Here is a 21804-nt window from a genome sequence, read left to right as displayed (position 1 = left end):
GGCAAGGACTCGTGTGACCTGGAGCGCAGGCCACCGGGGGGCGCCACCGTGGCTGATTCACGATAGGAAGGGGCCACGGCGTGGCGGGTGCCCACGCCGGAAGGCGGGGGAGGGGAGCGGATGGACGGGGACACCGGCCGCGGGCGGGTGCTGGTCGTGGACGACGATCCGGCGATCCGGCGCTCGCTGCAGCGCGGACTGAGGCTGGCCGGTTTCGCCGTGGCCCTGGCCGAAGGGGGACGGCCCGCACTCGCCCATGTACGGCAGCAGCCGACCGATGTCGTCGTGCTGGACATCTCCATGCCGGATCTCGACGGCATCCAGGTGTGCCGGACACTGCGCGACGACGACAACGACGTGCCCGTACTGATGCTCTCGGCACTGGACGAGACGACGGACCGGATCGCCGGACTGCAGGCCGGCGGTGACGACTACCTGGTCAAACCCTTCGCGCTGCAGGAACTGGTGCTGCGGCTGGAGGCGCTGTTGCGCCGACGACCGCCCAGGGCCACCGACGTGGTGCGTATCGGTCCGCTCGTACTGGATCCCGCGGCCCGCGAAGCACGGCTCGACGGCGAGCCGCTGCCCCTGACCCGCCGGGAGTTCGAACTGCTGGAGGCCCTCGCCCGTAATGCGGGGATCGTGCTCACCAGGGACCAACTGCTCGACCGCGTATGGGGGTACGACTTCGACGTGCGCACCGACGCCGTCGACACCTTCGTCAGCTATCTGAGGCGCAAGCTGGAGGCCGGCGGCCGTGCCCGGCTCATCCACACCGTACGAGGAGTGGGCTTCGTCCTGCGCTGCGAAGACAGGGGCCGGAGCACATGAAACTCTCCACGCGCATAGCGCTCGCCGTCGGTTTCACCGTGCCGGTACTCGTACTGGCGGCCGGCTGGGTGCTGCTCCAACTCGTCGCGCGTGACCTGCACGCGCAGCAGGACGCGCATCTGCGGGAGCGCGCGACCCTCGTCGCCGCGGACGCCCGCCGACTGCTGCGGGCCACCGCCGCCGACCGCCCCGCCGCGGTCGAGCAGGCGCGTGAGCGGCAGCTGTACGCCTCGGCCCTGGACGTCGGCATCCGGCTGACCGGCCCCGAGGGAACCGTCTCGGGCGGGCCTCAGCCCCGTACGTCCGTACCGCTCCCCGACAGCGCGCCCAGGCCGGTGACGATCGAGGAGGGAGACGACAGCTGGCGGGTCATGTCGGTTCGCGTGCGGGGATCGCGACCGGGCGTCGACGGAACGCTGTGGCTGTTCTCTCCCGACACCGCGAGCCAGGACCAACTCGCCCTCGTACGCAGGCGTGTGGTGACCGTGGCACTGCTGGCCGCGCCGATGGCCGGACTGCTCGGCCTGGCTGTCGCCTCCCGCGCCGCCCGCCCGCTGCGCCGACTGCAACAACGCACCAGCGGACTCGACCCGACGGCCGACACGGCACGGCTCGACCACGCGCCGACCGGGGTCACCGAGGTCGACGACCTCGCCCGGACCCTGGGGACCGTGCTGGCCCGCTACGACGAACAGGCCGCCAGAACCACCGGCGCCCTCGCCACCGCACGGTCCTTCGCGGCTGCCGCAGCGCACGAACTGCGTACGCCGCTGATGAGCATGCAGACCAACCTGGACATCCTCACCGAGCATCCCGACCTCGGAACGCAGGACCGGACCGAGGTACTGAAGGATCTGCACAGCGAGCACACCCGGATGCTCGGCCTGCTGGTGATGCTGCGCGAGCTCGGTAGGGGTGACCTGGTGGAGGCCGAGGCCTTCGGTTCCGTGGACCTGGCGGAGGTGATCGACGCCTCGGTCGCCGATGCCCGGCGCAGGCACCCCACGGCGGAGATCAGTGTGCCGGTGATGCCGCGTCCGAGCGTGTACGGATGGGAGCCAGGGCTGCGGACGATCGTCGACAACCTCCTGGCCAATGCCCTGATCCATGGGCGCAGCGGCGACGGGCGGGCCCGCATCGAGGTCGGGCTGCGCGCGGGCGGGCACCCGGCGGAACCGGTCGCGGTGCTGACGGTGGACGACCGGGGACCCGGCATCGCGGCCGCGCGGCGCGACGCGGTGTTCCACCGCTTCGAGCGCGGACCGCAGAGCGCGGGCTCGGGGCTCGGCCTCACCCTGGTCGCTCAGCAGACGGCGCTGCACCGTGGCCGCGTCCAGGTCCACGACGGGCCGACGGGCGAGGGCACCCGGTTCGAGGTCCGACTCCCCGTCCTGGGCGAGAGGGCACCGTCACTGCCCGCCGATCGGGACTGGCTGATCGCAACGGCCCGGCACCCACAAGGTTTCCACAAAGTGGGCCCCTAACTTCTGGCTGCGCGCAGGCACATGGCCTTGCGCCCCGTTCCAGGAGGTAACCGTCATGAGGACCGCCAAGACCGCTGCCCTGGCTCTCACCGCCGTGGCCGCCCTGCTCACCGCGACCGGCGCGGCCGCGGCCGACGCGGGGACACCCGGCACCGGGACACCGTCGCCCGGCGCCGAGCCGACCGGCGACGGCGCGCAGGCACTGTGCAAGCGGGTGCCGAAGATCGAGAAGCGACTGGCGCGAGCTCTGACCCGCCTGGGCGGCGACGCGACACAGCGCGGGTCGATCAGCAGGCTGGAGCAGCGGGTCGAGAACGCCAGGAAGGCGGGCCACACCGAGATCGAGACCTACCTCAACGACAAGCTCACCTTCCGGCGTTCGCTCGTCCCCACGCTGGAGAAGCGGCAGAAGGACCTGGCCGCGGTGAAGACCTGGTGCAAGGCGAACAACAACGGGAGCGGGAAGTGACGGCACGCCGACGCACCGGAAGGGCGGCCCTGTCCGCACTCGTCGTCCTCACGGTTCTCGGCGGCGTCGCGGGATGCGGACGGGGCGGCGACGACAAGGGCGGCGGCGCGAGCGACGGCACGGCGACGACGAGCCCGTCGGATCTTGCGGAGATGCGGAAACTGGTGGATGCGGCCGAATCGGCGGCGGCCGCGGCGGAGTCGGCGGCGGGTGAGGACGACTGAGACTCCGCCGGGCCTGAACCTGCCACCCGTCCGCAGTGGCCGGACCGGTGCCGCCCGGCGCTTCGTCAGCAGGCCGCGCGAGCCGGCTGCCGAGGCGCCGGGAGGAGCACCAGCTCCTGCGCCTATGCCTGATGGCCCGGGCCGGCACACTCGCTGCCGAGGCAGAACGCCGTAACAGCCACGGGCAGCATGGCGATTGACGCATTGACTTCTCTCTCCAGCGCTGGTTGAGTGGCTCATCCACTGAGCCACTGAGTCAAGCAGGAGGATCCGTATGGAGGCGCTGCCCCGCGAGACCATCGTCGATGTCCTGGAGACGCGGCTGCGCGAGGACATCCTCGACGGGCGCCACCCCGCAGGCAGCTATCTGCCTCCGGAGAGACAGCTCGCCGATGGGTACGGCGTCACCCGTACCACCCTCAAGCACGCCTTCGGCCGTCTCGTCCAGGCCGGGTTGCTGGAAACACGGCACGGCGTGGGCACCCGCGTGCGCGACTACGCGCGGGTCGGCGGCGCCGATCTGCTGCCCATGCTCGTACGGCACAGTCCGGACTGGATCGGCGAGATCTTCGAAGTGCGGCGCAGCGTCGGTGCGTTGATCGCCGAGCGGGCCGCCGCCCGTTCCACCGCGGAGCACCGGGCCGAGCTGCGCTCCCTGTTGGCGGCCGTGCGGGCGGCCGAGGGCGGGGATGCCGTGCAGCTCGCCGACATCGAGGTGCACCGCGCGCTGGCCCGGGCCACCGGGAACCGCGTCTATGTGCTGCTGACCAACACCCTCTTCAATGCCTATCTGCCGGTGCGGGCCGCCCTCGTGGGTCCGTTCACCGACCCCGTCGCCGCGCACGCCAGGCTGGAACCGGTGGTCGAAGCCGTCGTGGCGGGCGACGAGAGCGGCGCGCGCCGTGCCGCGCAGGCGTATCTGACCGCGACCGAGCGGATCATGCTGGAGGGCCTCGCATGAGTACACGGACAGCTGGGGGAACGCGGGGGACCGTCTTCCGGGAGACCATGCTCGGCACGGTCACCCTCGACGGGGAGGACCGGGCCCGGGCAGTACGGCTCGACCTGAGGGCCGCGGCGGATCGCGTTCTGCGGCCCCGTGGCACGACCGAGGCGCGGGTCACCGGACGGATACGCATCGCCGGATGGGCCGACGACCCTTGTACCGAGGGCGAGTTGGAGATCTCGCCGCTGGCCCGGCGGCGTATCCGCTACCGGATCTCCTTCACGACCGGTGACCGCCGTCTCACCCTCGACGGCTGGAAGTCCGTGACCCCGCGCAGGCCGCTCGCGTCGATGACCGTGCTGCCCTTCACGGTGTATGAGAACGGCACCGCGATAGGCGAAGGCACGCTGCGCTTCCCGGTCACGACGGGGCTCGTGCCCTTCCTCACCAGTTTCCGCTTCCCGCGGCGCCAGGACGCGCGTACGCACCTGGCGCCGCGCTGGAACGGTGAGCCGGGCCGTACCGAGGTCTGGTACACCACGCTGACCGACCCGGCCACCGGCACGGGACTGTGGCTGCATCACGAACTCACCGCGCCCGCCGACGGATCCGAGGCGTTCGCGCACGGATGGGCCGCGGTCTTCCCCAAGGACGGTCCGGTACGGCACGCCCGCTTCGGCCCCGAGAAGTGGGCCGGAAGCGGCGACGGCTTCACCGCGGACGGCGTCTCGGCCGTGCCCGGCCGGCTGTCCGGCTCGGCGGGCGCACTGCGCTGGGACCTGACCGAACAGACCACCGACGCCCCGCTGTTCACCTTCCCCCGCTGGTCCTGGCGCCGCCCCCTGCTGCCCGCGGCCCAGATGCTTCCCGCCGCGCGCGCCTCGTACGGCGGGACGTTCTCGTACGAGAACTCGACCCTGACACCGGCCGGCGCGCCCGGAGCCTCCGCCCGGATCTACGGCCACGGCAACGCCCGCCGCTGGGCCTGGCTGCACGCGGATCTCGGCGGGGGAGACGTGCTGGAGATCGTCGCCGCGGTCTCCACCCGGCCGGGGCTTCGCCGCCTGCCGCCGATGGTGTTCCTGCGACTGCGCCGAGGCGGGGCGACCTGGCCGCGCAGGGCGGAGCGTACGGCAGTGGGCTGGGCCGGGTTGGGGCGGTTCCGCTGCGCCATCGGCCTGCCGACCTGGACGGCGACCGGCCGTGCGGGCCTGCGCCGTATCCGCGTCGAGGTCACCCAGCCCGAGGAGCGCACGCTCGCGCTCGACTACACCGATCCGGACGGCAGCCACGCGACCTGCCGCAACAGCGAACGTGCTGATGCGCATGTCCTGTTGGAACGCTGGTGGGGCAGCTGGCGCACCGAGGCCGAGTGGACCCTGGACGGCACCGCACACGCCGAGGTGGGCACGCGATGAGTCTCAACGGCCTGGTGGCCGCGCTCATCGCCGACGACGGCACCGCCGAGTGGCCCGCACGGGTTCCCGGCCGGCTGGAGGCCGTGATGGGCTCGATGCCCGCGCCGACGCGGGCCGGGGTCCGGGCGGCGGCGCGTGCGCTCGACGCGTATGCCCTTGCTCGCACCGGCAGGGGGCTGTCCGGCCTCACCCCCGCGGAGCGGGAGAGGGTGCTCGGCTCGCTCGGCGCCCGCCCCGCGCTGCTGCCCCTCCTCGACGTGCTCAAGGTGCCCGTTCTGCTGGCCGCCGGGACCGAGCGGATGCTCGAACACGGCGTACGCCCCCAGGGGTTGACGCGCGAGGATCCGCCGCTCGACTGCACCCCGTCGCGCGAGTGGCGGGCCCGGTCCACCGCGGACGCCGTGGTCATCGGCTCCGGCGCGGGTGGCGCCATGGCGGCCCGGACCCTGGCCCGGGCCGGTCTCCGCGTCGTCGTACTGGAGGAGGGCCGCCACCACTCCACGGCGTCCTTCGGGCGGCGCACCCCGCTCGACCGGTTCGCCGAGCTCTACCGGGACGGCGGGGCGACCGTCGCCTTGGGCAATCCGCCCCTGCTGCTTCCGGTGGGCCGCGCGGTCGGCGGCACGACCGTCGTCAACTCCGGGACCTGCTACCGCACTCCGGACCATGTGCTGGCACGCTGGACGGGCGACTTCGGCTTCTCGCCCGCCGAACGCTTCGGCCCGTACCTCGACGAGGTCGAACGCACCCTCAACGTGGCCACCCAGCCGATGGACGTCCTCGGCAACAACGGCCGGCTCGCACTCGCCGGAGCCGAACGCCTCGGCTGGCAGGCCGCGCCCCTGCGCCGCAACGCGACCGGCTGCAAGGGCTCCTGCCAGTGCGTGGTGGGCTGCCCCACCGGCGCCAAACAGAGCGTGCAACTGTCGGTCCTGCCCGACGCCTGCGCCGCGGGAGCCCGCATCGTCACGGGCGCGCGGGCCCGGCGTGTCCTCGTGGACCCCGACCGTCCGGGCGGGCCCCGCGCGACGGGTGTGCTCGCAGGACGGGAGGACGGGGGCGAGTTCGAGATCCTCGCGCCCCTGATCGTCGTCGCCGCGGGCGCCCTGCAGTCCCCGCCCCTGCTTCGCCGTTCGGGCCTGGGCAGCCACCCACGGCTCGGCCGCAACCTCAGCGTCCATCCGGCGACCAGCGTCGCGGGGCGCTTCGCCGAGCCGGTGACCGCCTGGGAGGGGGTGCTGCAGAGCGTCGGCGTGGAGGAGCTGCACGACCAAGGCGTACTGATCGAGGCCACCGCGACCCCGCCGGGCATGGGTTCCTTCGTACTGCCGGGGCTGGGAGGCGAGTTGCGGCGCGAACTGGAGAGCGCCGACCGGCTCGCCACCCTCGGCGCGATGATCGCCGACCGCCCCTCGGGCCGGGTACTGGGCCGTGAACGCACCCTGCTCCGCTACGACCTGGACCCGCGCGACGGTGACCGCCTGATGCTCGCCGTGCGCGCGATGGGCCAACTCCTGTTCGCGGCGGGCGCGGAGGAGGTTCTCACCGGCATCCCCGTCGCGCCCCGCGCCCGTTCCCTGCCCGAACTGGAGGAAATCCTCGGGCGCGTGGGCCCGCGCAGTCTGCACCTGTCCGCGTACCACCCCACCGGTACGGTCGCCGCCGGTGCCGACGCCCAGCGCTTCCCGGCCGACCCCGCCGGGCGGCTGCGCGGAGTGCACGGGGTGCTGATCGCCGACGCGGCGGTGCTGCCGGGCTGCCCGGAGGTCAATCCGCAGCTGAGCATCATGGCCGCGGCACTGGCAGTCACCGAGGGCCAGGTGGAGGGGGCACGGAGCCCGGACCGTCCCCGCCCGGTGGTTCAGCGGCGCTGACCCGGTGCGCCGACAGTGGCGGGCCGCAGACGAATGCGGCCCGCCACTGTCGCGCACCTCTGCCGGTCGGGGTGACTCGGCTATTCGGCCGCAGGGACGATTTCGTCAACACCTTCGAGTGAACCGTCCGCGACAGTCGGAGCGGCGATCGGAAGCCCCAGGGACTCACCGAGCGTGTCGGCGTGAGCGCTGGGGGACGGGGTGATGAGGGAGGCAACGACACCGGTGACGAGGGACGCAACAGCGGCCATGCTTCGCTTCTTCATACCGTGGTCAACGGCCGGAGCCCCGCGACGTCACGGGTTACCCCGCATACTCAGTGCGTGGCTGCGCTGTAGCCCGGCCGGCGCGCACCGGATGCCGCCCGGCGGCGAACCCGGCAAGGTGGCCTCCACCAGGACCCTTCAGGGACCCTCCAGGCTCTTCCGCACAGACGAGGACCGCCCATGGCCGTGACCGATCACCGGCGCCTCGGCGTTGCCGCCGGGGCAGCGCTCCTGACCATCGCCGTCGCGGGCTGCTCCGACCTCGGCCGCAACGCCGTCGGCACAGTTTCCTACGCAACCGAGAGGGAGAGCGTGGTGACCGTGAGCAACCCCTTGGTCGAGGGCTGCCACCGCTTCGGGCCCGCCGGGGCTGTCGAGGTCGTCAACAACACGCTCGTGGACATGATCCTGTATCCCAACGACGACTGCTCCGGGGACACGACGACGTATCTTGCGACGACCCTCACCGACAACATCCCGCCCGACACCGAGCCGTGGGGCAGCTACACCCTCGTCCACTGAGACCCGAGTGGAACGGAACCGTCGCCGCATGCATCTGGACAGCGGGGAACAACAAGCGACGGGGGAGAGTCCAGATGACGACGGGTCGAGGTGTGCGCCGGGCCGGTGCCGTGACGGTGGTGGCACTGCTCTGCTGCGGGGTGCTGGTGTCGTGCGGACAGGAGAAGCAGCAGCCGGGCACGGTGGTGGCCGACGGTTCCGTACAGGGACAGTCGGGAGCGGTCGAGGGCGGCACCGATGTGACGACCGACGAGACCACCGATGAGACGACCGACGAGTCCGGAACGGCGCAGCCCGACCTGACGACCGACGACGGTGAGCCGGTGATCACCTCGGAGGAGGAGATGGCGGGCTGGTACGACGCCAAGGCGGACTTCCGCGGCCACCTCGCGTCGAACAGCGACAGGACCGACGACGTGCTCGGCCCGCTGGCGGTCAAGGTCATCATCCGCAAGGTGGGGGACACCAACGAGGCGCAGGTGTGGATGGAGGTCGCCCACAGCTCGGACAAGGACATGCAGCGCATGGCCGGTGCCTTCGCCAAGTGGCGTCAGGACGTGTACGACGACAAGGGCCACGTGAGCGTCCTGATCAGCGCGAAAATGGGCGGTGTCGAGAAGGACTGGTAGCCGCAGCCACCGCCCCGCCCTCTCTGCCGCCCCGCCCTGGCTGCGGGTCAGCTCTCTGCGGGTCAGCTCCAGCTCTGCGAGTAGTGCGTACGGTAGCGGCGGCGATCCTGGGCCGACCAGATCGAGCGGGTGGCGATCAGCCCTATGAGGCTCACCGCCAGGACGACGAGTCCCGGCGCGAGTGCCCGGGGGCCGAAGAATGCGGTGACCGTTGTCGGACCGCTCGCCTGCCCCGGCCCGGGCGGTGTACCGGCGCCCGCCGGAGCCGGCGGCAGTGCCGCGGGGTTGAGGGGAGCCTGGCTCGCGCCACTGCCCTGGGCGGGAGCGGTGCCGCCGGTCAGGTTCACCCCGAGGGCCGCCATCGCCTTGGTCAGGGGCTGGAAGAACGTGGTCCCTCCGGTGCCGCAGTCGCCGCTGCCGCCCGAGGTCACCCCGAGCGCCAGCCCCTCGGCGAACAGCGGGCCCCCGCTGTCCCCGGGCTCGGCGCAGACCGTCGTCTCGATCAGGCCGCTGACCGTGCCTTCGGGGTAGTTGACCGTCGCGTTCAACCCGGTCACGCGGCCGGAGCGCAGTCCCGTGGTGCTCCCGCTGCGGAAGACCTGCTGGCCGACGGCGGGATCGGCTGAGCCGGTGATCTGGACCCCTTTGCCGCCACCGACGTTCACGACGTTGGCTCCGCCGGGCGTCTCGCCGTTGCGGTACTGGACGAGCGAGAAGTCGGTGCCGGGGAAGTTGCTGGTGGTGGTGGCGCCGAGCGGCTGGGTGCCTCGCTTGTCCTTGAACCAGGTGGTGCCGACCGGGCCGCAGTGGCCGGCCGTCAGTATGAAGTTGTCACGTCCGTTGGTCACGTTGAAGCCCGCGGAGCAGCGGCCGTTGGGGGCGAGTATCGGCTCGGCGCCGTTGACCCTGGTGGTGAAGGTGCCTGTGGTGCGCTGCATCTGTACGAAGCCGCCGATGTCCTCGGCGACGCCGGACATGCGCGACCAGTCGCCGGCCGAGACGGTGCTGTCGGCCTGCACCACGACCTTGTTGGACGCGTAGTCCACGGCCCATGCGGTGCCGGGCACCCGGGGGGCTTCGCTCAGGGTCTGGGTGGCCGAGCGGAGCCGGCTCATGCTGTGCCGGACGACTTTGGCGCGCGCCCCGGCCCGCTCGACCTCGGCCGCCGCCTCCGCGTCGGTCACCGCGACGACCTGTCGGCCGTCGTCGCCGATCCAGCTTCCGGCGGTACGGGACATGCCGAGCTCGGACACGAGACGTGCCCCCAGGCCGTTGTTCTCGGAGGTGCTGCCCGGGCCCCCTCTCGGGGTGGAGCCTTCGCCCGCCACGGCGTCGGTGATCATGAGCCCGCCGCAGAGCAGTCCGCCGACTGCCGCCAGCCGCGCGAACCGCTGCAGCCTGCGTCGTGCGTGCGTCATCTCCTGGCCCCTCAGTCGTTCCGGGACGGCGCTGTGAACGCCGCGGGCCCCGGACGTCGGGAGCCCTCCTCTCATACGTGGCGCGATGCCGCCCGGTTCACCGCGCGGCCACCGGAAGTCAGTAGTCGGCGTCCTTGCCGATGTACAGCTCGGCGAATGCGGCCGCGGCGGCCGGTGAACCGAGGATCCGCCGCAGCCGGGCAGCCGCGGAGCCCGCCCGGAAGCGGTCGCCCGAGGAGGCCGCGTGCAGCACCTCCGAGAGCCACCCCGAGAACTCCTGGTACTGCCACACGCGTCGCAGGCATGCCTCCGAATAGCCGCGCAGCGCGCTGTCGTCACCCTTGTGGCAGTACGCGGCGATCGCGTCGCCGAGCAACAGCGCATCGTTCAGGGCGAGGTTCATGCCTTTCGCGGCGATCGGCGCCGCGAGGTGGGCAGAGTCGCCGGCCAGGTACAGCCGCCCGTACGCCATGGGCTCCACGACGTAGTTGTGCATGTCCAGCACGCGCTTCTCGATCAGCGGCCCCTCCGTGAGCGGCCCGGCGCCGTCCGCGGACAGCCGGTGGTGGAGTTCGGACCCCACGCGCTCGTGCGGCCAGTTCTCCGGGTCGTCGCCGGGTGGGCACTCGAGGTAGTAGCGGGTGACCTGGGGACTTCGGGCCATATGGGCGGCGAAGCCGCGCGGATGTACGCCGAAGACGACGCAGTCCGAGGAGGGCGGCGCCTCGGCGAGGAGCGCGAGCCAGCCGATGCCGTAGTCGTGCCGGGCGACGGTGGCGCGCTCCGGCGGCACGCAGCTGCGCGTCACGCCGCGCGCGCCGTCGCAGCCCGCGACGACATCGCAGTCGATGCGCAGGCGTTCGCCCGTGTCCGGGTCCGTGTACGCCACCGAGGGCCGGTCCGAATCGACGGCGTGCAGTTCCACGTTGCGTACGCCGAAGCGGATGTCGCCACCCGCCTCGTCCGCGTAGGTGCGGACCAGATCCGTCACCAACAGCTGTTGCGGATAGACGAAGTGACGGTGTCCCGACAGCTCGCCGTACCGGAATCTGTGGCGCTCACCCGCGAACCGGAATTCGCACTCGCCGTGCGCCTGCGCCTGTTCCAGCAGCCGGTCGGCCAGGCCGCGCCGTTCGAGGGCGCGTACCGCCCACTCCTCGATGAAGCCGGCGCGGGGGCGCTGTTCGATGAACTCTCTGCTCTCCGTTTCCAGTAGTACGCAGTCGACGGAGGCGGCGCGCAGGATGTTGGCGACGGTGAGCCCGGCGGGTCCCGCGCCCACGACGACGACGCGGGTGCGCTGTAAGGAGGCGGAGGAGAAAGGCGACGCGGCGGCAGTCATCCGGGCATTATGGCGGCGGCGTGTATGTGGCCGGGCTTCGATCTGGGGGACATGCCGCGTTCGGCTCAGGGGCGTCGTGCCGCTCCGGTCCGCCCGCCACACTGGGGCCGCCCGCAGGCGCAAGACGGAGGTCCGACCGTGAGCAGTGCCGAGGAGTTCAACGCGTGGGACATCCGCGAGTCGGGGCCCGCCGATGCCGCGCACCGCGTGCTGCTGCTGCCCGGCGGGCTCTGCAGTGGCGCGTTCTACGACGACATGGTCGCGGAACCGTCGCTCGCCACCGCGCCGGTGCGGCTGGTGGCCGCGACGGTCCCGGGCATGGCGGGCACTCCCGCCCCGCAGAACCTCAGCATGGAGAACTACGCGGCGCTTGCCGGCGCCTTCGCCGCCGAGCGGGGCTGCGGTGTCGTCGTCGGCCACAGCTTCGGTGCCAACATCGCCCTTGAGATGGCGGCCGGCGGGCACTTCGCCGGCCGCATCGTGCTGCTCTCTCCGACGTTTTCGCGGCCGGACGAGTCCAAGGTGCTCGCCGTCGTCGACCGCCTCGGGCGGTTGCCCGGCATCGGGGCCCTGGCCTGGTCCGCCATGGTGTGGGTGGCACCGCGCGCACTGTCGGGCATGCTGCCCCCACCCCGCCGTGAGGCGCTGGTCGCCGAGCTGAAGAAAAACGACGCGGCCTACTGCCGCCGGAGCGTCCGCCACTACTTCGACTATCTGGACCACCACGGTTCGCTGGTCCCGCGGCTGCGTGACTCGGGCGCGCAGGCCTGGGTCGTACGAGGGGATCGCGACGAGATCGGGCTGACCGACGACGAGCGCGCCGCGCTGGAGGCAAGCCCCCGTGTCACGATGGTCACCATTCCCGACGCGACCCACATGGTGATGACGGATCAGCCCGCACGGGTCGCCGAACTCCTCGCCCAGGTCATCCTCGGCTGAGGACCGGGGAGCGCTGAGCGCCCCTGCAGAACGTGGACGCTGTTGACCGATGAGTTGTGGCCACGGCCGGAGTCGTACCCATGGCACGTCATCAGCGCTGTGGGAACGAGAGGGAAACATGAACGCGATCGCCGACCGCTACCGCCGCCACGCCGACGCCTTCGAGCGGAAGGTTGCCGCCGTGGAGTCCGGCCAGTGGGAAAGCCCGTCACCGTGCGAGGACTGGACGGCCCGGGACGTGGTTGGCCACATCATCGACATGCATGGCGTGATGCTGCGCCCCCTGGGCCGCTCCCTCAGCCCCGCGCCCCGCCTGGAGGACGACCCGCTGGGCGCTTTCACCTCCGCACGCGCCGACATCCAGGCCGTGCTCGACGACCCCGAGAGCGCCGGGACGCAGTGCGACACGCCCACCGGCCGTATGACGGTCGAGCAGCAGATCGACCAGGTCATCAGCGATGACATGGTGCTCCACGGGTGGGACCTCGCCCGGGCCACCGGGCAGGACGACCGGATGGACCCGGCGGACGTCGAGCGGATGTGGTCGTCGACCTCGGCCATTGAGGACGACGTGCTGGAGAAGCTGCGCACGCCCGAAGCCTTCGGTCCCGGCGTGAAGGTCTTCGGTCCGGAGGTGCCGGTCCCCAAGGACGCCCCACTGCAGGACCGGCTGCTCGGCATGATCGGACGCGACCCCCGCTGAGCCCACCAGCGTTCCTTGAGCGTGGTTCGAGTGGGCCCCGACGGCGGTGATCGAGGCTGGCGCCACGAGCCGAGTCTGTGGGGCGGAGGGGTGTGGGCCGATGGGTGCTGTTCGTGTCGAGGCTTCGGGCGAGGCGGCTGCGGAGGAGGATCTCTCCGGCGAGCTGTTCGAACTGGCCGTGGGGTATGTGTACTCGGCGGCGCTGCAGGCCGCGGCCCGCTTCCGTATCGCGGATCTTCTCGCCGGAGGCCCCCGTACGTGCGGCGAGCTGGCCGAGTCGGCCGGTGTGGACGGAGCGAGTCTGCAGCGGGTGCTGCGGTATCTGGCGACGAAGGGGGTCTTCCGCGAGGACGGCGCGGGGCGTTTTCATCTGACGCCGCTCGCGGATCCCCTGCGCTGTGATGCGCCTCGCTCCCTGCGGGACTTCGTCCTGATGCGGGGCGAGGACATCTTCTGGCGGCCCGCCGGCCGGCTTCATGAAGCGGTACGCACCGGCGGCACGGTCTTCGAGGACCTCTTCGGCGTCCCGTTCTACGACTATCTCGCGGCCGATCCGGCACTGGCTGCGCGCTTCAACGCCAGCATGGCGGCGTTCTCGGACACGCTGAGCGACGATGTCGCCCGCGCCTACGACTTCTCGGCCGCCGGCGGTCGCACCGGGCATGTCGTCGATGTGGGCGGCGGGCGTGGCGGGCTGCTGCGGGCCGTGCTGCGGCGCCATCCGGGGCTGACAGGTGTGCTGTTCGACCTGCCCTCGGTGGTCGCCGATCATGTGCTGGACGATCCGGGGCTGGCCGGGCGCTGGAGCGCGGTGGCGGGCAGCTTCTTCGACGCGGTGCCTGCCGACGGCGACGTCTACCTCCTCAAACATGTCCTGGCCAGCTGGCCCGACGAGGAGGCGGTGCGCATTCTTGCCGAATGCCGCCGCGCCATGGCCGGCCACGCACGGCTGCTGGTCGTCAACGCGCTGATACCGCAAGGGAACGCCCCCCATCCCGGCAAGAGCATCGACGCGATGATGATGACCGTGCTGAACGGCAAGGGGCGTACCAGGGACGAGTACGAGGCGCTGCTCGACCGTGCGGGTCTCACGGTGACGCGGGTGCTGCCGGTCTCGCCGCACGCCGCCGTCATCGAAGCCGCGCGGGCTGCCGCCGGCTGAACGGGGCTGCGCGCTGAACGGGCCGCCCCGCCCCGGAGGGAGCCGGGGCGAGGCGGGGGCCGTCAGTCGTCCATGACACGGTCGAGATAGCCGCCGCTGGCGATGGGGATGGCGGACAGGAATTCGCCGGGCAGGTCGAACGCGTCGACGAGGGTCATCATGTGGGGGGCCAGGTCGGCGATGGCCTCCTCCATGGCGTTCGACCAGGCGCGGACATGATGGTTGTTCAGGGCGCCTTCGGCGAGCAGGTCACCCGTGTGCGCGCACAACTGGCGTAGCAGGAACAGCCTGCACAGCCCGTGGAGCAGGTGTGCCGCGGTGGGGTCGGTGGCCCGGGCGGCGGCGGCGATGAAGGCGTCGGCGGCGTTCAGGCTGGCATGGGTGGAGACCATCTCAAGGCCGGCCGAGGACGCGGCGTTCCACCGGTTCAGCGGGCTTTTCGCCGGGGCCCTGCGTACGGCGGCCCGCGCCCGTAACTGCCATATGCCTTCGACGTCGGCGAGCAGAGCCCGCAGGAAACCGAGGTCGTTGAGGGCCTGTTCGGCCGTTCCGGAATGGTGATGGGAGCCGGGCCGGGTGGTCTGGTGGCCGAAGACCATCTCGGACGCGGCCTTGACCCAGACCACCAGGTTGTCGCCCTCCGCCGTGATCGAGCTCTCCAGGTTCAGCGGGAAGTCGGCAAGGCCGTTGGCGGGGAACAGGCCCTGGGCGCCGCAGCGTTCGCGGCACTCGAGGGTGATGTCGCGGGCCTGCCAGGTGATCCAGCCCTTGGCGATGGCGGTCAGCCGCTCGGCCTCGGCCCGGTTCTCGGGGGTGTGCTGGGACCACTGGGAGACGACCGTACGGTGCAGAAAGGTCATCGCGTACGCCTTGGACAGCGCGTACAGCAGCCGGCCGTGATGGCTCCGGTGGGCGGCCAGCGGCACCCGCTCGCCCGCCCTCGGCCCGCTGATGTGGCGGTGGTGCGCATAGCGCACCGCGATGGCCAGGGCCGCCCGCGAGACGCCGACGCCCTTGGCACTGAGGCAGAGTTTGCCCACGGTGACGCGGCCGATCGAGCGCAGAAAGCGCCTTCGCCGACTGCCGAGGCTGCCGGTGACGAGGCCGTCGTGGTCCAAGTGCCCGTGATCCGCCTCCATCAGCGCCTCGCGGGGGAGGCGCACGTGGTCGAACGAGGTGAGGCAGTGGTCCAGCGGGACGCCGGTGCGCTCGGGCAGCATCCGGATCCGGACCCCGGGCAGCGGGCCGTGCTCATCGCTCAGCGGCGTCAGGAACAGGCAGACGCCCTGGTCCTCGCCGTCGATGAGGAGCCGCGCGGCCACCACCGCGCTTTTCGGGCCCCCGATCATGCTGGTGTTCGGCATGAACTTCTGTGCACCGGGGGTGGGCGTGTGCAGTACGAAGCCGCCGGAGGCACGGTCGAGGGCTGCGATTGTCTCCAGGCCCGCGACATCGTTGCCGTGATCGAGCTCCGTGCACAGAAACGTTCCTGTGCGCTGCATGGATGTGAACTCCGACAAGTTGCGGCGGCGTTCGGGGTCGTGGTCGAGGAGGCTGCCCAGGAACAGGTTGTAGTGGATCCCCGCCACCGTTCCCAGCGCCGCGTCCACCACCCCCGTCCACTCGTGCAGGCTGGCCAGACGGCTGGGGTCGCCCGCGAGCGCCTCGGGACTGTCGAGGGCACCGTTGAGCAGGCGGAGCCGGGCGTAGGAGCGGGCGATGCGCTGTTCTTCGGACAGCCCCGGGCGGTAACGGAACTCCTCGCCGGCGATGAGCGCGCGCCAGGTGCCGTGGACGCGGTCCCGGTCCTCCCGGTCGAAGAGCAGATGCGCCAGTTCGGCGGCGGCCGTGGCCGGGGCGGCGGTTTCGGACCCCATACGCGGGAGTGGTCTCCCCGCGGTCTGGGGATGGTCATCCTTCTGGAACGTCAGCAGGGTCATGGGACCTCTCCGCAGAGACGTCGAGTCAGGGAAGGAAGTTCAATGGCCCATAAAGATACGGCCCAACCGGTTTTTTGCAAGGAATCCAGGGAAGTCGCAGGTCAACTATGCGCTGTTGGGCCCTGTATGACCGGAAGGCGACCGTCCGGGACGCCTTGAAAAACCGGACGCTTGGTTTTATTGTGGGGATAGTTCGCACCCCTGCCGGAGCATGGGCGGGTGGACGGCGTCCGCGCCGTCCGGTGGCGGGACGTGCGAACGGCAAGCGCAGGCAGGCAGGTTGCCCGCCTGCTCAGCGCGCCTCTCGTCGGCCGGTGGCCGACGCGGGGACATCCGTCATGTCCGGGTATGACGGGGGGTACGGAGGTGTAGCGTGGCGCGCCAAGAACGAGCCACTCGAACGCGGCAGACGATCCTGGTCGCGGCGGCCGAGGTGTTCGATGAGGTCGGATACGAAGCAGCGACGATCTCCGAGATCCTCAAGAGATCCGGAGTGACCAAGGGAGCGCTGTACTTCCACTACGCCTCCAAGAAGGAGCTGGCCCAGGAGGTGCTGGGTGAACAGCTCGGCGCACTCCCTGAGTTGCCTCCCAGGGACCTGAGCCTGCAGCGGGCGGTCGACGAGGCTCTGCTGCTGTCCTACCTGCTCAAGGAGCGCGAGCCGATCGTGCGGGGCAGCGTGCGGCTCACCGTGGAGCAGGGTTCGTCCAAGGACGGCCTGGACCGGCGGGTGCCGATGCAGGCCTGGACCGACCACAGCCTGAGCCTCTTCGAGCAGGCGAAGGCGGACGGCGAGCTCCTTCCCCACACCGACCTGGACACCATCGCGACGATGTTCGTCGGGGCGTTCACCGGGGTGCAGGTGCTGTCGAGCATCATGACCCGGCACGAGGACATGCTGGAGCGCGTGGCGGAGCTCTACCGGCACCTGATGGCCGCGATCGCGGTTCCGGGCGTGCTGGTGCGGCTGGACTTCTCCCCTGGCCGGGCGGCCAAGGTGTACGAGGAGGCCATGAAGCTGCGCAAGGAGAAGGAAGCGACCTCGCCCGCGTAGCGCCGTCCCCATTCGGAGAACTCCGCAGCACCTCGCGGCCGGCGGAGTTCTCTGTTGTGCCCGGTGCCTCCCTGCCGCCGAGACGGGTCTTGGACCGGTTCTCGAGCCGGATCCGAGCCCTCCTTGAGCATCGCCGCCGACCGTGGCGGGTGAGGAGGGGAGGCCGCTGTGAACGCTGAAGGTGGAGCTGATCACGTGGTGCGCGTCGAGCGCGGGCATGCCGAGGCGGACGAACTGGCTGCCGTCACCGTGGTGTTGCTGTCGGTGCTCGCGGGGCAGAAGGCGCAAGTGGAGTGCGCCGAGGGGCGGCCGCCCGCTGCCGACCGGAGGCGATGGGAGGGCCTGGCGGCCTACCGCGCTCCGCACAGCTGGCAGTGAGCCGCCAGTCGACCGGACTAGGCAAACCGCACAAGCGGTTTGTTATGTTGGGTGCATCCGGACCGGACGCACCTGCGCCAAGGAAAGGACCCGTTGTGACGCTGCTGAGTGACACCGCCCCGGTCCGCGTGGAGGCGGTCCCTGCCCGCGGACGTGTGGCCGAGCTGCATGCCCTTCGTGAGGAGGCCCGTCGTGGGCCGAGTGAGAGGGCGACCGAGGCGCAGCATGCGAAGGGCAAGCTGACGGCGCGGGAGCGGATCGGGCTGTTGCTGGATGAGGGGTCGTTCCATGAGGTCGAGCAGTTGCGCCGGCATCGGGCGACGGGGTTCGGTCTGGAGGCGAAGAAGCCGTACACGGATGGTGTGATCACCGGGTGGGGCACGGTCGAGGGCCGCACGGTGTTTGTGTACGCGCATGATTTCCGGATCTTCGGCGGGGCGTTGGGGGAGGCGCACGCGACGAAGATCCACAAGATTATGGACATGGCGATTTCGGCGGGTGCGCCGCTGGTGTCGCTGAACGACGGTGCGGGGGCGCGGATCCAGGAGGGTGTCTCGGCGCTGGCCGGGTATGGCGGGATCTTTCAGCGCAATACCCGTGCGTCGGGGGTGATCCCGCAGATTTCGGTGATGCTGGGCCCGTGTGCGGGCGGTGCGGCCTACAGCCCGGCGTTGACGGATTTTGTGTTCATGGTGCGGGAGACCTCGCAGATGTTCATCACCGGGCCGGATGTGGTCAAGGCGGTGACGGGTGAGGAGATCTCGCAGAACGGGCTGGGCGGTGCGGATGTGCACGCCGAGACGTCGGGGGTGGCGCACTTCGCCTACGACGACGAGGAGACGTGCATCGCCGAGGTGCGGTATCTGCTGGCGATGCTGCCGTCGAACAACCGGGAGAATCCGCCGGTGGTGGCTTCGGACGATCCGGCCGAGCGGCGTGGTGAGGCGCTGCTGGATCTGGTCCCCGCCGACGGTAACCGGCCCTATGACATGCACAAGGTGATCGAGGAGCTCGTCGACGACGGCGACTATCTGGAGATCCATGAGCGGTGGGCCCGCAACATCATCTGTGCGCTGGCCCGGCTGGACGGGCAGGTGGTGGGGATTGTGGCCAACCAGCCGCAGTCGCTGGCCGGGGTGCTGGACATCGAGGCGTCGGAGAAGGCGGCCCGGTTTGTGCAGATGTGCGATGCGTTCAACATCCCGATCGTGACGCTGCTGGACGTGCCGGGGTTCCTGCCGGGTGTGGACCAGGAGCACGGCGGGATCATCCGGCACGGCGCGAAGCTGCTGTATGCGTACTGCAATGCCACCGTGCCGCGGATCTCGCTGATCCTGCGCAAGGCGTACGGGGGTGCGTACATCGTGATGGACAGCCAGTCCATCGGTGCGGACCTGACCTACGCGTGGCCGACCAATGAGATCGCGGTGATGGGCGCCGAGGGTGCCGCCAATGTCATCTTCCGCCGGCAGATCGCCGATGCCGAGGACCCCGAGGCGATGCGGGTGCGCATGGTCAAGGAGTACAAGGCCGAGCTGATGCACCCGTACTACGCCGCCGAGCGCGGTCTGGTCGACGACGTCATCGACCCGGCCGAGACCCGCGGGGTGCTGATCGCATCCCTGGCCATGCTCCGCACCAAGCACGCCGACCTGCCCTCCCGCAAACACGGCAACCCCCCGCAGTGACGGAGCAGTTCGATGGTCAAGCAGGAACGTGCGGCGCGTACCCGTGAAGCGCTGATCAGGTGCGCGGCGGAGGTCTTCGACCGGGAAGGCTTCACCGTGGCGGCGCTTTCCACGATCAGCTCGCTCGCGGGGGTGAGCACCGGCGCGCTGCACTTCCACTTCGCCACCAAGGCCCAACTCGCAGGCGCCGTCGAGGAGGCGGCCCTGGAGCGTCTGTGCGGGATCACGTCGGGCGAGGAGCAGGCGGCCGCGCCGGTGAGCCGTCTGCAGCTGCTGGTGAATGCCTCGCACCGGCTCATCCGCGGCCTCGGCGAGGACGTGGTGCTGCGGGCCGGGTTCGAACTCAGCGGCGCCGCGGCCGGCGAACCCGGGCACGACCTGCGCCGCCACTGGCAGCAATGGGTCTCCCGGACACTCCACAACGCCGAGGGCGACGGAGAACTGCACCGGACGGTCGCACCGCAGGACGTGGTGACCGCCGTGGTGGCGGCCACGGTGGGCTTCGAGGTGCTCGGCGCCCGCGACTCCGCGTGGCGCTCCGCACCCACCGTCACCCGGTTCTGGGAGCTGTTGCTGCCCCGGCTCGCCGTCGCGTCGGTGCTCGCCGGCCTCACGGCCGAGGGCGCGCACCAGCCGTAGCGCCGTCCCGCTTCCCCCCACGCCCGCCAGACATTAAAACCGTCTTGGCGGTCTGTTTTCGCGACCCCCTGGGTGCTGTGTCGCGCCGCCCGTGCGGTGTGCCGGGATGGCTTGTCATGGGTCGGTCCGGGCGCCCGCCCACCCCACCGCCTGCCCCTTCTGCCACGGTGCGCACCCCTGCCACGCCTGCGCGGCGGGGGTGCGCACTGCTGTGCGACGGGACCGGCATCGGCCGGAAACCGACCGTCGCCCTCAGATGGCGGAACCTCGCGGAAGCATCCGTTCCAGCATTGACAAACCGACCGTGCTGTTTTTTAATCGTATCGTTCGTGTACGGCAGGTGCCGCAACCGCATCTGCGGGGGCGGACGCGGTGAGTTCGCATACCTGACCCTGCATGCCCGACATTGGGGGAGAAACATGAACATCGAAGTGCTGGGGGCGCTGTCGGTGCGGGAGAAGGGACGGTCGATCGCGCCTTCCGCGCCCAAGCCCCGGCAGGTTCTGGCCCTGCTCGCGCTGAACGCGGATCAACTGGTGCCGGTCTCCCAGCTGGTGGAGGAGCTCTGGGGCCAGAAGCCGCCACGCAGCTCCCGCACCACACTGCAGACCTATGTACTCCAGGTACGTGACCTCATCGGCGAGGCCCTGGCCGCCGCCCCCGACGAGGGGCGGAGTGCCAAGAGCGTGCTGGTCACCCTTCCCGGCGGCTACCGCCTGGAGACCGAGGGCGGCACCGTCGACTTCCGCGAATTCGAGCGCCGCGCCGGTGCCGGGTACCGGGCCATGGACGCCGAGGACTACTCCCAGGCGGCCGCACGGCTGCGGGACGCGCTGTCCCTGTGGTCGGGGCCCGCCCTGGCCGACGTACAGGCAGGCAGCCAGATCGGCATGCAGATCGAGCGCCTCGAAGAGGCCCGGCTGTGCGCCCTCGACCAGCGGATCGAGGCCGATCTGCGCCTCGGCCGCCACCGGGAGCTGCTCTCCGAACTGACCGTGCTCGTCAGCCGGTACCGCACCCACGAGAGCCTGCACGGGCAGTTCATGCTGGCCCTGCACCGCTCGGGACGGCGCGGCGAGGCACTCAACGTCTACCAGCGGCTGCGCAACACCCTCGTCGCAGAGCTGGGCCTGGAGCCGTCGGCCGCACTGGGCCGGCTGCAGCGCTCCATCCTGATGGCCCAGCCCGACGCCCCGGCGTCCGGGGGCCAGGGACGCGGCACGCGCGTACCGGCTCGCGTGCGCTGACCGGCACGCGCCCCCGCACCGGACCATGAGCCCGGAAGAGGCCGAGGCCCTGTCCCTCCGGGAGGCGACGCAGGTGCTCGCCCGGCTGCTCTACCAGGATGCCGCGGACATCGAGCCGGACCTGACCTTCTGGCTGCTGGGCGTCGACGCACTGCTCGGCGCGCAGTTCGTGGCCCTGTTGAACGCCGCCTGCGGATCGGACATCGATGTCGCCGAACTCGACGACTACCCCACGCCCGCAGCCCTCTCCCGGTATGTCGCCGCCCAGCTGACCGGCACACCGCCGCCCAGGCCGCTCGGTGAGCGAGCCGTGCCCGAGACCAGGCCTGTTCCGGCCGGGGCGAGCAGGGCCGGCGGAGGGAGGGACGACGTTCTCGGCGTCCTGCGCGAGCAGCTCGCCGAGACGCTGTGCTGCGACGTGTTCGACATCGACACCGAGGCCACCTTCCGCAGCCTGGGCCTGGATCCCGTACTGGGCGCCGAGTTCCTCGACTTCGTCAACGGCGCGTACGGGCTTCGGGCCCGGCCCGCCGTCCTGTTCGACCACCCCTGCCTGTCCGCCCTGGCGGCCCATATCGCCGCGAGCACCACTGCCGTCGCTCCCGGGCCGTCGGCGGCCTGGACGCGCTGA

22 protein-coding genes are annotated in these 21804 nt (G+C 71.1%); 18 read left to right on the top strand and 4 right to left on the bottom strand.

From position 1 onward, the window contains the following. Positions 1 to 120 precede the first annotated feature (120 nt). From OHA61_RS02890 to OHA61_RS02860, 7 genes are all read left to right on the top strand, one after another. Positions 121 to 831 carry a response regulator transcription factor gene (locus OHA61_RS02890; RefSeq protein ID WP_406301527.1) on the top strand — a complete coding sequence of 237 codons (711 nt, stop codon included), beginning with the start codon at positions 121 to 123 and terminating at the stop codon, positions 829 to 831. Further along, positions 828 to 2315: a sensor histidine kinase gene (locus OHA61_RS02885; RefSeq protein ID WP_406301526.1), complete on the top strand. Its 1488-nt coding sequence runs from the start codon at positions 828 to 830 to the stop codon at positions 2313 to 2315. Before OHA61_RS02890 ends, OHA61_RS02885 begins: the two co-directional genes overlap by 4 nt. Before the next feature lie 55 nt (positions 2316 to 2370). Beyond that, positions 2371 to 2784 carry a hypothetical protein gene (locus OHA61_RS02880; RefSeq protein WP_324978254.1) on the top strand — a complete coding sequence of 138 codons (414 nt, stop codon included), beginning with the start codon at positions 2371 to 2373 and terminating at the stop codon, positions 2782 to 2784. Beyond that, positions 2781 to 3008 carry a hypothetical protein gene (locus OHA61_RS02875; protein ID WP_406301525.1) on the top strand — a complete coding sequence of 76 codons (228 nt, stop codon included), beginning with the start codon at positions 2781 to 2783 and terminating at the stop codon, positions 3006 to 3008. Before OHA61_RS02880 ends, OHA61_RS02875 begins: the two co-directional genes overlap by 4 nt. Positions 3009 to 3282: 274 nt before the next feature. Next, positions 3283 to 3969, top strand: a complete 687-nt coding sequence (locus OHA61_RS02870) for an FCD domain-containing protein (protein WP_324978258.1) — start codon at positions 3283 to 3285, stop codon at positions 3967 to 3969. Further along, entirely contained in the window at positions 3966 to 5372 is a 1407-nt protein-coding gene (locus OHA61_RS02865; RefSeq protein WP_406301524.1) for a hypothetical protein, read from the top strand. Before OHA61_RS02870 ends, OHA61_RS02865 begins: the two co-directional genes overlap by 4 nt. Next, a complete protein-coding gene (locus OHA61_RS02860; RefSeq protein ID WP_406301523.1) occupies positions 5369 to 7246 on the top strand; it encodes a GMC family oxidoreductase N-terminal domain-containing protein in 1878 nt (625 codons plus the stop codon). The genes OHA61_RS02865 and OHA61_RS02860 overlap by 4 nt, the downstream gene beginning before the upstream one ends. A gap of 80 nt (positions 7247 to 7326) precedes the next feature. On the opposite strand, the gene OHA61_RS02855 is transcribed toward OHA61_RS02860, so the two are convergent. Beyond that, positions 7327 to 7497, bottom strand: coding sequence for a hypothetical protein (locus OHA61_RS02855; protein WP_406301522.1), 171 nt, complete (start codon positions 7495 to 7497; stop codon positions 7327 to 7329). A 195-nt stretch (positions 7498 to 7692) separates the two neighbouring features. Here OHA61_RS02855 and OHA61_RS02850 point away from each other — a divergent pair, with 195 nt between their 5' ends. Together OHA61_RS02850 and OHA61_RS02845 are read left to right on the top strand one after the other, a co-directional pair. Beyond that, on the top strand, positions 7693 to 8034 hold the full coding sequence (locus OHA61_RS02850) for a hypothetical protein (protein ID WP_324978267.1): 342 nt from the start codon (positions 7693 to 7695) through the stop codon (positions 8032 to 8034). Between the two features lie 74 nt (positions 8035 to 8108). Next, entirely contained in the window at positions 8109 to 8663 is a 555-nt protein-coding gene (locus OHA61_RS02845) for a hypothetical protein (RefSeq protein ID WP_406301521.1), read from the top strand. A gap of 62 nt (positions 8664 to 8725) precedes the next feature. On the opposite strand, the gene OHA61_RS02840 is transcribed toward OHA61_RS02845, so the two are convergent. Both OHA61_RS02840 and OHA61_RS02835 read right to left on the bottom strand, forming a co-directional pair. Next, positions 8726 to 10081, bottom strand: a complete 1356-nt coding sequence (locus OHA61_RS02840) for a S1 family peptidase (RefSeq protein ID WP_406301520.1) — start codon at positions 10079 to 10081, stop codon at positions 8726 to 8728. A 118-nt stretch (positions 10082 to 10199) separates the two neighbouring features. Then, positions 10200 to 11423 (bottom strand): 4-hydroxybenzoate 3-monooxygenase, encoded by a 1224-nt coding sequence (locus OHA61_RS02835; protein ID WP_406301519.1) that lies wholly within the window; start codon positions 11421 to 11423, stop codon positions 10200 to 10202. Positions 11424 to 11561: 138 nt separating this feature from the next. Here OHA61_RS02835 and OHA61_RS02830 point away from each other — a divergent pair, with 138 nt between their 5' ends. The 3 genes from OHA61_RS02830 (at position 11562) to OHA61_RS02820 (ending at position 14227) form a co-directional block, all read left to right on the top strand. Next, positions 11562 to 12362, top strand: coding sequence for an alpha/beta fold hydrolase (locus OHA61_RS02830; protein WP_406301518.1), 801 nt, complete (start codon positions 11562 to 11564; stop codon positions 12360 to 12362). A 118-nt stretch (positions 12363 to 12480) separates the two neighbouring features. Further along, positions 12481 to 13065 (top strand): TIGR03086 family metal-binding protein, encoded by a 585-nt coding sequence (locus OHA61_RS02825; protein WP_406301517.1) that lies wholly within the window; start codon positions 12481 to 12483, stop codon positions 13063 to 13065. A gap of 100 nt (positions 13066 to 13165) precedes the next feature. After that, entirely contained in the window at positions 13166 to 14227 is a 1062-nt protein-coding gene (locus OHA61_RS02820) for a methyltransferase (RefSeq protein WP_406301516.1), read from the top strand. 62 nt (positions 14228 to 14289) lie between these two features. Here OHA61_RS02820 and OHA61_RS02815 read toward each other — a convergent pair whose 3' ends face one another. After that, positions 14290 to 16104, bottom strand: a complete 1815-nt coding sequence (locus OHA61_RS02815) for an acyl-CoA dehydrogenase (protein WP_406301515.1) — start codon at positions 16102 to 16104, stop codon at positions 14290 to 14292. Between the two features lie 436 nt (positions 16105 to 16540). Here OHA61_RS02815 and OHA61_RS02810 point away from each other — a divergent pair, with 436 nt between their 5' ends. From OHA61_RS02810 to OHA61_RS02785, 6 genes are all read left to right on the top strand, one after another. Beyond that, positions 16541 to 17221, top strand: a complete 681-nt coding sequence (locus OHA61_RS02810; protein ID WP_405604596.1) for a ScbR family autoregulator-binding transcription factor — start codon at positions 16541 to 16543, stop codon at positions 17219 to 17221. Between the two features lie 168 nt (positions 17222 to 17389). Beyond that, positions 17390 to 17599, top strand: coding sequence for an acyl-CoA carboxylase subunit epsilon (locus OHA61_RS02805; RefSeq protein ID WP_406301514.1), 210 nt, complete (start codon positions 17390 to 17392; stop codon positions 17597 to 17599). A gap of 95 nt (positions 17600 to 17694) precedes the next feature. Continuing rightward, a complete protein-coding gene (locus OHA61_RS02800) occupies positions 17695 to 19287 on the top strand; it encodes an acyl-CoA carboxylase subunit beta (RefSeq protein WP_406301513.1) in 1593 nt (530 codons plus the stop codon). Between the two features lie 12 nt (positions 19288 to 19299). Next, positions 19300 to 19926, top strand: coding sequence for a ScbR family autoregulator-binding transcription factor (locus OHA61_RS02795; RefSeq protein ID WP_389371179.1), 627 nt, complete (start codon positions 19300 to 19302; stop codon positions 19924 to 19926). A 419-nt stretch (positions 19927 to 20345) separates the two neighbouring features. After that, positions 20346 to 21173 (top strand): BTAD domain-containing putative transcriptional regulator, encoded by an 828-nt coding sequence (locus tag OHA61_RS02790; RefSeq protein WP_406301512.1) that lies wholly within the window; start codon positions 20346 to 20348, stop codon positions 21171 to 21173. A 25-nt stretch (positions 21174 to 21198) separates the two neighbouring features. Then, on the top strand, positions 21199 to 21804 hold the full coding sequence (locus OHA61_RS02785; protein WP_406301511.1) for an acyl carrier protein: 606 nt from the start codon (positions 21199 to 21201) through the stop codon (positions 21802 to 21804).

Origin of the sequence: Streptomyces sp. NBC_00885 (assembly GCF_045207475.1) — a bacterium.
Classification (GTDB): Bacteria; Actinomycetota; Actinomycetes; order Streptomycetales; family Streptomycetaceae; genus Streptomyces.
Note: the sequence above shows the minus strand (reverse complement) of the source record. Positions and strands in the feature narration are given on the sequence as shown.

Bases quoted from the DNA above. Each gene is read 5' to 3' on its own strand.
- OHA61_RS02845 (WP_406301521.1), top strand. From the start codon at position 8,109: ATGACGACGGGTCGAGGTGTGCGCCGGGCCGGTGCCGTGACGGTGGTG.
- OHA61_RS02885 (WP_406301526.1), top strand. From the start codon at position 828: ATGAAACTCTCCACGCGCATAGCGCTCGCCGTCGGTTTCACCGTGCCG.
- OHA61_RS02890 (WP_406301527.1), top strand. From the start codon at position 121: ATGGACGGGGACACCGGCCGCGGGCGGGTGCTGGTCGTGGACGACGAT.
- OHA61_RS02835 (WP_406301519.1), bottom strand. From the start codon at position 11,423: ATGACTGCCGCCGCGTCGCCTTTCTCCTCCGCCTCCTTACAGCGCACC.
- OHA61_RS02785 (WP_406301511.1), top strand. From the start codon at position 21,199: ATGAGCCCGGAAGAGGCCGAGGCCCTGTCCCTCCGGGAGGCGACGCAG.
- OHA61_RS02850 (WP_324978267.1), top strand. From the start codon at position 7,693: ATGGCCGTGACCGATCACCGGCGCCTCGGCGTTGCCGCCGGGGCAGCG.
- OHA61_RS02880 (WP_324978254.1), top strand. From the start codon at position 2,371: ATGAGGACCGCCAAGACCGCTGCCCTGGCTCTCACCGCCGTGGCCGCC.
- OHA61_RS02825 (WP_406301517.1), top strand. From the start codon at position 12,481: ATGAACGCGATCGCCGACCGCTACCGCCGCCACGCCGACGCCTTCGAG.
- OHA61_RS02865 (WP_406301524.1), top strand. From the start codon at position 3,966: ATGAGTACACGGACAGCTGGGGGAACGCGGGGGACCGTCTTCCGGGAG.
- OHA61_RS02840 (WP_406301520.1), bottom strand. From the start codon at position 10,081: ATGACGCACGCACGACGCAGGCTGCAGCGGTTCGCGCGGCTGGCGGCA.
- OHA61_RS02860 (WP_406301523.1), top strand. From the start codon at position 5,369: ATGAGTCTCAACGGCCTGGTGGCCGCGCTCATCGCCGACGACGGCACC.
- OHA61_RS02820 (WP_406301516.1), top strand. From the start codon at position 13,166: ATGGGTGCTGTTCGTGTCGAGGCTTCGGGCGAGGCGGCTGCGGAGGAG.
- OHA61_RS02795 (WP_389371179.1), top strand. From the start codon at position 19,300: ATGGTCAAGCAGGAACGTGCGGCGCGTACCCGTGAAGCGCTGATCAGG.
- OHA61_RS02870 (WP_324978258.1), top strand. From the start codon at position 3,283: ATGGAGGCGCTGCCCCGCGAGACCATCGTCGATGTCCTGGAGACGCGG.
- OHA61_RS02790 (WP_406301512.1), top strand. From the start codon at position 20,346: ATGAACATCGAAGTGCTGGGGGCGCTGTCGGTGCGGGAGAAGGGACGG.
- OHA61_RS02815 (WP_406301515.1), bottom strand. From the start codon at position 16,104: ATGGGGTCCGAAACCGCCGCCCCGGCCACGGCCGCCGCCGAACTGGCG.
- OHA61_RS02855 (WP_406301522.1), bottom strand. From the start codon at position 7,497: ATGGCCGCTGTTGCGTCCCTCGTCACCGGTGTCGTTGCCTCCCTCATC.